This window comes from Streptomyces synnematoformans (genome assembly GCF_039531005.1).
GTDB classification, from domain to species: Bacteria; Actinomycetota; Actinomycetes; order Streptomycetales; family Streptomycetaceae; genus Streptomyces; species Streptomyces synnematoformans.
On record NZ_BAAAPF010000307.1, the window covers coordinates 1 to 8,244 of the forward strand.

5 protein-coding genes are annotated in these 8,244 nt (G+C 73.2%); 1 reads left to right on the forward strand and 4 read right to left on the reverse strand.

The window, feature by feature from the left end:
* The 4 genes from cydD to hisC all read right to left on the reverse strand — a co-directional run.
* A partial coding sequence (gene cydD / locus ABD317_RS30045; RefSeq protein WP_344293900.1) for a thiol reductant ABC exporter subunit CydD occupies positions 1-2,737 on the reverse strand: 2,737 nt, incomplete at its 3' end.
* Position 2,738: 1 nt separating this feature from the next.
* Positions 2,739-3,842, reverse strand: coding sequence for a cytochrome d ubiquinol oxidase subunit II (gene cydB / locus ABD317_RS30050; protein ID WP_344293902.1), 1,104 nt, complete (start codon positions 3,840-3,842; stop codon positions 2,739-2,741).
* A 16-nt stretch (positions 3,843-3,858) separates the two neighbouring features.
* Positions 3,859-5,391: a cytochrome ubiquinol oxidase subunit I gene (locus ABD317_RS30055; RefSeq protein WP_344293904.1), complete on the reverse strand. Its 1,533-nt coding sequence runs from the start codon at positions 5,389-5,391 to the stop codon at positions 3,859-3,861.
* A gap of 252 nt (positions 5,392-5,643) precedes the next feature.
* Complete coding sequence (gene hisC / locus ABD317_RS30060; protein ID WP_344293906.1) at positions 5,644-6,762, reverse strand: histidinol-phosphate transaminase; 1,119 nt, start codon at positions 6,760-6,762, stop codon at positions 5,644-5,646.
* Between the two features lie 404 nt (positions 6,763-7,166).
* Between hisC and ABD317_RS30065 the strand changes: the two genes are divergently transcribed.
* Positions 7,167-8,244, forward strand: a 1,078-nt coding sequence (locus ABD317_RS30065) for a LacI family DNA-binding transcriptional regulator (protein ID WP_344293909.1), incomplete at its 3' end; no start/stop codon positions are given.

The following is an 8,244-nucleotide window of genomic DNA, read 5'->3' on the forward strand; positions in this document are numbered from 1 at the left end:
CCTCGGTACGGCGCGCGATGGCGGCGGCGAGCAGCGGCACCCCGACGCCCGCGGCCAGCAGCCCGGCGGCGAGCACCGCACCGGCCTCCGGCAGCAGCACCGCCGCCGCCGCGACGGACGCCGTGCCGACGAGGGCGGCGGCGGAGACGGGCAGCAGCCAGCGCAGGTACCGGTCCTGCAGGGTGTCGGTGTCGGCGACCAGCCGGGTGAGGAGGTCGCCGCGGCGGTGCGGGGCGAGGCCGGCGGGGGCCAGGCGTTCGAGCCGGGTGTACACGGCGACGCGGAGGTCGGCGAGGATCCGCAGCACCGCGTCGTGGGAGACGAGGCGCTCGGCGTAGCGGAAGACGGCGCGGCCGATGCCGAACGCGCGGGTGGCGGTGACGGCGACCATGAGGTACAGCACCGGGGGCTGCTGGGAGGCGCGCGAGATGAGCCACCCGGATACGCCCATGAGCCCGACGGCGGACGCGAGGGCGTCCGCGCCGAGCAGCTCGTCGAGGTCGAGCCGGCCCAGGGCGGCGGTGCTGCTCAGGGCGCTGCCGCTGCGCCCCGCGGGCTGTCCGGCCCGGGGGCCGGGCGCGCACGGGGCACCTTCGGGCCCGTATGCCCCGCTGCCTCGCGTGTACGCACCCTCCGCCCCCGGGTCCCGGACGCCTCCGGAAGCCGCCGGGGCCGACCCCGGCTCGGGCTCCCGCTCCGCCGGGTCCGAGCCGGCGATCGGCGCCTCCGGGACCGCCGCCGCCACCGCCGCCGGTCCCGACGCCGCGGGGGTCGCCGGAGCCACGGGCGTCCACGGGGCCACCGGGGTACGAACGTCCCCCAGCCGCACCACGCGGTCCGCCACCCCCAGCAGCGCCGGGCGGTGCGCCACGAGCAGGACGGTACGGCCCCGGGCCAGCCGGGCGATCGCCGCGGTGACGGCGGCCTCGGTGTCGCCGTCGAGGGCGGCGGTCGGCTCGTCGAGGAGGACCACGGGCCGGTCGGCGAGGAACGCGCGCGCGAGGGCGACCCGCTGCCGCTGGCCGGCGGAGAGGCCGGCGCCCGCCTCGCCGAGCCCGGCGGCGGGGTCGAGGTCGCCGGCGGCGGCGTCCCGGAGGGCCCGCGCCACCTCGGTGTCGGTGGCGTCGGGGCGGGGGAGGCAGACGTTGTCGGCGACGGTGCCGGCGAAGAGCGCGGGGTGCTGCGGCACCCAGGCGACCTGCGCGTGCCAGGTCGCCGGGTCCAGCGTGCCGAGGTCGCGCCCGCCGATGAGCACCCGCCCGGCGGCCGGCCGTACGAGCCCGAGGAGGGCGGCGAGGAGCGTGGACTTGCCGGCGCCGGACGGTCCGGTCAGCGCCACGGTCTCGCCGGGGCGGACGGTGAGGGTCGTACGCGGGAGGGAGTCGGCGCTCCGGCCTTCGTGCCGTACGACGAGGCCGTCGAGAACGAGCCCGGCCGCGCGGGCGTCGGGGCAGCTGCCGCCACGGGGGCCGGCGCCGTCGGAGTCCGCGGCGCTGTCAGCGGCGCGGCTTACCCTGGGGTGGGAGTGCGGGGTTGGGGGGATGGACGTGCTGACCTCGCCGGCCGCGGTGTCGGCCCTGCCGGTGTCTTCGGAGTCGCCGGCGTTGTCAGTGTGGCGGCCTACCCTGGGGCGGGAGTGCGGGCTTTCCGGGGTTTCCCGGTCTTCCCCGGCTTCCAGGACGGCGAACACCCGGTCCGCCGCGGCCAGGCCCTCCGCCGCGGCGTGGTAGTGGGTGCCGACCTGGCGCAGCGGCAGGTACGCCTCCGGGGCCAGGATGAGCACCACGAGCCCGGTGTAGAGGTCGAGTTCGCCGTGGACCAGCCGCATGCCGATGGTGACCGCGACCAGCGCGACCGAGATCGTCGCCAGCAGTTCCAGCGCGAAGGACGACAGGAACGCGATCCGCAGCGTGCGCATCGTCGCCCGCCGGTAGTCGGCGGTGATGGCGCGGATGTTGTCGGCCTGCGCCTTCGCGCGGCCGAAGACCTTGAGCGTCGGCAGGCCGGAGACCACGTCGAGGAAGTGCGCGGACAGCCGGGACAGGGTGCGCCACTGGCGGTCGGTGGCCGCCTGGGTGGCCCAGCCGATGAGCGCCATGAAGAGCGGGATCAGCGGCAGCGTGCCGGCGATGATCGCCGCGGAGACCCAGTCGTCGGTGACGATGCGGGCGAGCACCGCCGCCGGGACGACGACGGCGAGGCCGAGCTGGGGCAGGTAGCGGGCGAAGTAGGCGTCCAGCGCGTCGATTCCGCGGGTGGCGAGCGCCGCAAGCTCCCCGGTACGCATCCCGTCCCCGCCGGATTCATCCGCACCGGAGCCCGCACCGGAGTCCGTTCCGGAGTCCGCACCGGATCCGCGCCCACCACCGGACCCGGACCCGTCTCCGCCGGGCCCCGCCGCCCCGCCGGACCCGGCTCCGCCGCCGACCCGTACCGCCTCCGTCAGCAGCCGCATCCGCAGCTCCGACTTGACCGCCGCACTCGACCGGTGCGCCGCCAGCTCCGTCAGCCAGTTCACCAGCCCCCGCCCCACCGCGACGGCGGCGAGCAGCAGCAGCGGCGTACGCAGGCCGGCGGCCGGCAGGCCGTCCTCGAAGGCGCCGACGACGATCTCCGCCATCAGCACCGCCTGCGCGATGACCAGCCCCGCCCCGGCCGCGCCCAGCGCGACCGTGGCGAGCAGGAACAGCCGGGTGGCGCGGGCGTACCGGGCCAGCCGGGGGTCGACGGGCTTCATGTCACCCGCCCGCCGCGTCGCCGCCCGCCCCGTCTCCGCCCCCGGCGCCCCCGTCCGCACCCGCGGCGCCCTCCGCCGCACCGGCCGCGCCCGCCGCCGCCACGTGCGCCTCCGGCGCGATGTGGTGCGTCCCGATGCGCTTGCGGAACACCCAGTACGTCCACCCCTGGTACAGCAGCACCACCGGCGTCGCGATACCCGCGCACCACGTCATGATCTCCAACGTGTACGGCGTCGACGAGGCGTTCTCCGCCGTCAGGCTCCACTCCGGGTTCAGCGACGACGGCATCACGTCCGGGTACAGCGCCAGGAAGAACGTCGCGACCATGGCCACGATCGCCACCCCGGAGTAGAGGAACGACCACCCCTCCAGGCCCGCCGCCACCGCGCCCACCGCGCAGAGCAGCGCCGCCACCGCCGCGATGAGCGCCACCAGGCTCCAGGTGCCGCCGGTGTCGGACTGCAGCCACAGCAGGAAGCCCAGCGCCAGCGCCACCGTCGCCGTGCCGAGGACGGCGGCCAGCCGGCGCGCCCGCAGCCGGATGTCGCCGACGGTCTTCAGCGCCGTGAACACCGCGCCGTGGAAGGTGAAGAGGAAGAGCGTGACCAGCCCGCCCAGCAGCGCGAAGGGGTTGAGCAGGTCGAGGACGTCGCCGGCGTACTCCTTGTCGGGGCCGATCTCCACCCCGCGCACGAGGTTGGCGAACGCGACGCCCCACAGGAACGCGGGCAGCAGGGAGGCCCAGAAGATGGCGCGTTCCCAGTTGCGCTGCCAGTGCTCCTCCGGCCGCTTTGCGCGGTACTCGAAGGCCACACCGCGGATGATCAGGCAGACGAGGATGAGGAGCAGGGGCAGGTAGAAGCCGGAGAAGAGGGTGGCGTACCAGTCGGGGAAGGCGGCGAAGGTGGCGCCGCCCGCGGTGAGCAGCCAGACCTCGTTGCCGTCCCAGACGGGGCCGATGGTGTTGATGAGCACGCGCCGCTCGGCGCGGTCGCGGGCCAGCACCCGGGTGAGGACGCCGACGCCGAAGTCGAAGCCCTCCAGGAAGAAGTAGCCGGTCCACAGGACGGCGATGAGGACGAACCAGATGTTGTGGAGTTCCATGGCGTGGTATCCCCCCTCAGTACGAGAAGGCCATGGGCCGGTCGGAGTCTTCGCGGTCGTGGCCGCCGATCTTCGTGGGCGGGTTGAGGTCGGACTCGGTGAGTTCGGGCGGTCCGGCCTTCACGTACTTGATCATCAGCTTGGCCTCGATGACGGCGAGGGCCGCGTACAGGAGGGTGTAGATCGTCAGCGAGGTGATGACCTCGCCCTGCGAGACGCCGGGGGAGACGGCCGAGGACGTGGGCAGGACGCCGTAGACGACCCAGGGCTGGCGGCCCGTCTCGGTGAAGATCCAGCCCCAGGCGTTCGCGACGAGCGGGAAGAGGAGGGTGAGGAGGGCGAGCCGCCAGTACCAGCCGCCGAGGCGGGCACCGAGTTCGCGGTCCCTGGTGAGCGCGAGTCTGGGGACGTCGTCCTCGCCGGTGCGGAGCCGGTCGGCGAGCCAGAAGCGGCGCCGGGTGAGCCAGAGGCCGAGGACGCCGAGGCCGAGGGAGGTCATCCCGAAGCCGATCATCCAGCGGAAGCTCCAGTACGCGAGCGGGATGTTGGGCCGGTAGTCGCCGAGGCCGAACTCGTCGTCGTACTTCTCCTTCATCGCCTCGTTGGTGGGGTTGATGCCGGGTACGGCGTCGGAGAAGTTGTCGTGGGCGAGGAAGGACAGCACGCCCGGGACCTCTATGGCGACCCTGTTGTGGCCCTTGTCGACGTCGCCGACGGCGAAGAGCGAGAACGGCGCGGGCGCCTCGGTCTCCCACAGGGCCTCCGCGGAGGCCATCTTCATCGGCTGCTGCTCGTACATGATCTTGCCGAGCCGGTCGCCGGTGACCGCGGTGAGCAGCCCGGCGACGACCAGCGTCAGCAGCCCGAGCCGCAGCGAGCTGCGCATGACTGCGATATCACGAGGTCGCCGCCCGCGCACGAGGTGGTACGCGGCGATGCCGACGACGAACGCGCCGCCGGTGAGGAAGGCCGCGGTGATGGTGTGGGCGAACTGCGCGAGTGCGGTGTTCTGGGTGAGTACGTGCCAGAAGTCGGTCAGCTCTGCGCGGCCGGACTTCTCGTTGATGCGGTAGCCGACGGGGTGCTGCATCCAGGAGTTGGCGGCGAGGATGAAGTACGCGGAGAGCACGGTGCCGGCCGCGACCATCCAGATGCAGGCGAGGTGGATCTTCTGCGGCAGCCGGTCCCAGCCGAAGATCCACAGGCCGATGAAGGTGGACTCGAAGAAGAAGGCGATCAGCGCCTCGAAGGCGAGGGGCGCGCCGAAGACGTCGCCCACGAAGCGGGAGTAGTCCGACCAGTTCATCCCGAACTGGAACTCCTGCAGGATGCCGGTCACCACGCCCATGGCGATGTTGATCAGGAAGAGCTTGCCCCAGAACTTCGTCGCCCTGAGGTACTTCTCCTTGCCCGTGCGCACCCAGGCGGTCTGCAGCCCGGCGACGAGGGAGGCGAGGGAGATCGTCAGGGGGACGAAGAGGAAGTGGTAGACGGTGGTGATCCCGAACTGCCAGCGCGCCAGGGTCTCCGGGGCGAGTGCCAGGTCCACGTGGGCTCCTCTCCGCGAGCACGGACACGGCACTGACGATGATCCAGGCGCCGGTCGGTCCGGTAGGGCCGTGGCGCCATGGCATACGGGCGTAAAGCCGTATGAACAGCACCGTTCGTGAATGAGTTCACATTCACAAGCATCAGTGTGGCACAGCGCCTCCGTACCCTTTCAGGGGGGTCCCCTACGTCTGGATCTGCCCCGGTAGGGGCGTCGTGCGGGGGTGGCCGGCGGCGCACCCCCGCCCCGCCCCTACCACTCCTTGCGGAACTCCTCCGCCACGGCCAGCAGGATGTCGTTCGCCTCCCGCTCGCCCACCGACGCCCGTACCCCGTCCCCCGCGAACGGCCGCACCACCACGCCCGCCGCCTCGCACGCTGCCCCGAAGTCCACGCTCCGCTCCCCCAGCCGCAGCCAGACGAAGTTCGCGTGCGTCTCCGGCACCGGCCAGCCCTGCGCCAGCAGCCCCTCCCGCACCCGCGTGCGCTCCGCGACCAGCGACTCCACCCGCTCCAGCAGCGCCGCCTCGCTCCGCAGCGACGCGATCGCCGCCTCCTGCGCGATCTGGCTCACCCCGAACGGCACCGCCGTCTTCCGCAGCGCCGCCGCCACCGGCTCGTGCGCCACCGCGAAGCCGACCCGCAGGCCCGCCAGCCCGTACGCCTTGCTGAAGGTGCGCAGCACGCACACGTTCGGCCGGTCCCGGTAGACCTCCAGGCCGTCCGGGATGCCGCCGTCCGCTGCATCATCGCGGTTCTCCCGGACGAACTGGCAGTACGCCTCGTCCAGCACCACCAGCACGTCCCGCGGCACCCGGTCGAGGAACCGCTCCAGCTCCCCGCGCCGCACCGCCGTGCCGGTCGGGTTGTTGGGGGTGCAGACGAAGATCAGCCGGGTGGCGCCGGTCACCGCGTCCGCCATCGCGACCAGGTCGTGCCGCTCCGCCGCCGTGAGCGGCACCTGCACCGACCGCGCGCCCGAGATCTGCGTGATGATCGGGTACGCCTCGAACGACCGCCAGGCGTAGATCACCTCGTCGCCCGGCCCCGCCGTGGCCTGCAGCAGCTGCTGCGCCACGCCCACCGACCCGGTGCCCGTGGCGATGTGCTCCGGCGGCACGCCGAGGCGCTCGGCGATCTCGGCGGTCAGCGCGGCGCAGGCCATGTCGGGGTAGCGGTTGAAGCTGCCGGCCGCCGCGACCGCCGCCTCCAGCACGCCGGGCAGCGGCGGGTAGGGGTTCTCGTTGGAGGAGAGCTTGTACGCCGCGGCGGCGGCCCCCGCGCCGGCCCCCGCGGCGGCCGGCTTGCCGGGCTTGTACGTGGGGATGCCGTCCAGCGCAGGTCGCAGCCTGGGAGTCTGTTCGTTCGTCACGCGGTCCTCCTCGACCGAGCCCGTAGCCTGTGGACACCCGCCGCCGGGGCGCCGCACCCGCCGTGTACGTACGCGTACGTGGGGGGCGCATCCACCCTGACGTGCACGGGTGGCGGACGCCATGGCGCGCATCACCCGTGAAGGTGACTGAGACCTCTTCGAGACCTTCGTACCATGCCAGGTATCAAGCAGCCTGAGCCATGGTCCAGCGGCTGGCAGTGGTGCAACCACTTGGCGTTCCATGGTCGTTTGGCGGGTTCGCTCCTGCAGAATCGTGCCTGTCAGTTACGGTTCGGATTCTCCCGCAATCGAGCCATCCGAGCCCTACTATCAGCTCGCGATGCCAAGCCTGACTATTGCGGCTTGCACGGGGGACCACGTACGGGCTTGAAGAAAGAAGGCGCATGACCGGCTCGATCCAACCGCAAGTGAGCCGGCCGCCCAGCCGCAAGCTGGCGCGGGCGGGAATCCGGGATGTCGCTGCCGCCGCGGGCGTCTCGATCACCACCGTCTCCGACGCGCTCAACGGGAAGGGGCGGCTGCCGGAAGCGACCCGCCGGCACGTCCGCGAGGTCGCCGACCGCCTCGGCTACCGGCCGTCGGCCGCCGCCCGCGCCCTGCGGACGGGCAGGTCGGGGCTCATCGGCTTAACGGTGACGACGTACGGCGAAGAACCTTTCACCTTCACGGAGTTCGCGTACTTCGCCGAGATGGCCCGCGCCGCCACCTCCGCCGCGCTCGCCCGCGGCTACGCGCTGGTCATCCTGCCCGCGACCTCGCGGCACGACGTCTGGTCCAACGTCGCCCTCGACGGCACCGTGGTCATCGACCCGGCCGAGGGCGACCCCGTCGTCAGCGAGATCGTCCGGCAGGGCATCCCCGTCGTCAGTGACGGCCGCCCCGGCGGCTCCCTGCCGGTCACCGCCTGGGTCGACAACGACCACCAGGCCGCCGTCATGGACCTGCTCGACCACCTCGCCGACGCCGGCGCCCGCCGCATCGGGCTGCTCACCGGCACCAGCACGGACACGTACACCCGGCTGTCCACCACCGCGTACCTCACCTGGTGCGAACGCGTCGGCCAGGACCCGGTCTACGAGGCGTACCCGGCGCACGACCCGCGCGCCGGCGCCGTCGCCGCCGACCGGCTGCTCGCCCGCCCCGACCGGCCGGACGCCGTCTACGGCCTCTTCGACCCCAACGGCACCGACCTGCTCGCCGCCACCCGCCGCTACGGCCTGCGGGTGCCCGACGACCTGATGCTCGTCTGCTGCAGCGAGTCCCCGGGCTACGCCTCCACCGACCCGCCGATCACCACGCTGTCGCTGAAGCCGCGCCGCATCGGCACGGCCGTCGTGCAGTTACTGATCGACGCCATCGAGGGCGTGGACGCGGGCCGGCCCATCGAGCAGGTCATACCGACGGACCTGATCGTGCGGGCGTCCTCGCAGCGCCGCCCGCCGCGCGCGGTCGTCAGCGCCC